The organism is Corynebacterium sp. AOP40-9SA-29 (genome assembly GCF_052377405.1).
In the GTDB taxonomy this organism is placed as follows: domain Bacteria; phylum Actinomycetota; class Actinomycetes; order Mycobacteriales; family Mycobacteriaceae; genus Corynebacterium.
Genome location: NZ_JBQSWR010000020.1, coordinates 1 through 2278, shown reverse-complemented (window position 1 = coordinate 2278; position 2278 = coordinate 1). Strand labels below are relative to the sequence as shown.

At 60.9% G+C, this 2278-nt stretch carries 1 protein-coding gene; it reads left to right on the top strand.

Going from position 1 to position 2278, the window contains the following annotated elements:
• Window positions 1-602 precede the first annotated feature (602 nt).
• Window positions 603-1244 carry a hypothetical protein gene (locus tag ACT3SZ_RS16365; RefSeq protein WP_444620410.1) on the top strand — a complete coding sequence of 214 codons (642 nt, stop codon included), beginning with the start codon at window positions 603-605 and terminating at the stop codon, window positions 1242-1244.
• Window positions 1245-2278 lie beyond the last annotated feature (1034 nt).

Sequence of the window (2278 nt, the reverse complement as noted above, 5' to 3'; positions counted from 1 at the left end):
GCGCTGGTGGGGTGGTCCGCCGGCGGGGAGGTACGCCGGCGGGCGAGGTAGGGATATGGGGCAAGATCTTCGGTGACGACATCGCCGCATCGGCAATGATCGATCAGCTGGTGCACGATGCTGAAGTTTGTCGCTGTCCGGGAGTTGATATCGGACCCGGGCTCGGCGTGAACTGATGGGCGCCGCTGCCGGGCAGGAAGCCGGCATGCGCGTATACATCGTTTCTTGATCTACGTACTTGAACCGTCGGGGGCATTTTCCAGACGTCGCTACGGGGTCAATTTTCACCCGCAGTTGACAGGGACATCGTCTCCGCCGGCCTCGAAGTTCTCTCGTCCTTCTTGTGGTCACCACCGGGGTGATGCTTTTGATCCAGCAGGCTGGCTTTTGGCCCTTGACCGGTGGCCCTTGACCGGTGGTCCTTGCCGTTGCTGTTGACGCGCTCTCAGTCAGTAGTTTTCCTCCGGCCAGTGTTGTGCTCTCCGAGGCGGGGAGTGTTTAGAAGATCCAATAGACACCGTGTCAGCGGTGCGGGGCCCGCTGAACGGGCGGAATGGCCGCCCCATGAAAGATTCGGGTCAGCCGAGGATAGGATTTCTTGCATGGACATCTGGGAGTACTGGGGCCACTGTTCGGACAACCATGGGCTAGCACAAGCCCAATTGACGGAGGTTTCCATTCCGGAGGCACTGGCAACCGCCATGCGCGGGTCGAAGAATTTCCTGTGGGAGTACGTGGGGACTTGCATTGAGACTAGGGCCCAGACCCAGACACGTACGAAGTTCCAATGCGCAACCGCTCCAACGCAAGGAAACTGGCGGGTGACTTACGAGGGGCGTATGCGTGCCGAGGGGTTCAACGACACCTCAGACCACCTGGACGCCACAGGCGGCGAGGAGAGTCGTGATCCGTTCACCCCCGGGGTATTCTCCTCGAGCCCTGCTCGCCTTGCCTTCTATCATTCGTTGTCGGTGTGGGGAAGCCTTACAGACTACGACGACGCTGCGTTCCGGCCCACTAGGGCCTGGATATGCAGCCGGCGGTTCCTCTTCTTCACGTTCGAATCCCGCGACCCGCGGCTGGGTGATCCCCCAGAGTCGTCAATGATCATCGATCTCGCGTTTCGGTCGGCTATCTACCTGTCTCTGTCCCACGATGCCGAGTCGCGAACCACAATGTTCATCTCGGAGGCCCGTCGCCTCGGCGATCCGAAGTCGCACAAGTTCAACATCACCTACGTGTAGAGGTCCAGCGGGAGGGAGATACACCACTTCCCAGGACTTGACCAGATTCATCTCGAACTCGACGGGTGGGACGTAGCTAAGCGCGGAGTGGAAACGCCGACGGTCGTACCCGCGACTCAATCCAGTTCGCCACAGCGTGCTTCGCCTCGACCCGGGTGGGCCACTTATGTCGGTCGTAAAACTGAAGTCTTCGGTGTCGCCTTCCCACTTTGAAGCCATCGCGTTGTCTCAGCACACGCCTGTACGGCATATCGACTGCCGCGCCTTCAGGTCTTGACACACGGAGACGTCGCTGTTGTTGGCGCCGGTCGTCCGCGTAGGTGGTACCGCAGGTCCGAATAGTCGGTACCGCCACGCGGCTATCCCGAGAGACAGTCTCGGTTGTATTTCCGATGGGGAGGGATCTGGGACTCGGTGACTCACTCTGCTGCGCCGACCTATCCCCAGAACCCGGCAGACGCGCGGGCCTGATCGTGGCTAGCCTTCCACGAGCCCACCTCCCCAGCCCGCCCCAGTGGGTATGGTGCGCCGGCCGTTCAACAATCGATTCCGCTGGGGCGTTGTCAGTCATTGTCCATGTAACGAGACCCCTGATCCCGAGCGGTACCAGCTGAACGGACTAGCGATACCACCTACCAGGATCGCCGGTCCCCACAAGGGATAAGCGTCCTTCGCCGCTGTGACGGAGATCCGGGTGCGTCGGTAAGCCTGTGCTTGGGAGTCGTAACTGAGGGTAGCGGGGTGGGGAACGGTGCCGAGCGAGTTCGTGTCGATTGGGCCCGGGAGGGCAACGGTTCCGGGGGCTGCGGTGAACAAGAGAGAGAACGACGCTGTGACCAGCGAAGTTGTGTGGGTGCGGGGTGGTGTGTAGATTATGTCGAGTCAGCGACGCGCTGGAGGCGAGCACAGAGTGCTTGCCCGGTGGGTGTGTTGGCTGGGAGGTTCCCGAGTGGGGCCGTTTACGCGCTGTTTGCTTCTTGGCAATCTGGTGTTGTACCCTTTACTTCAGCCGCGACGGCGTTCCCTTGATTCTT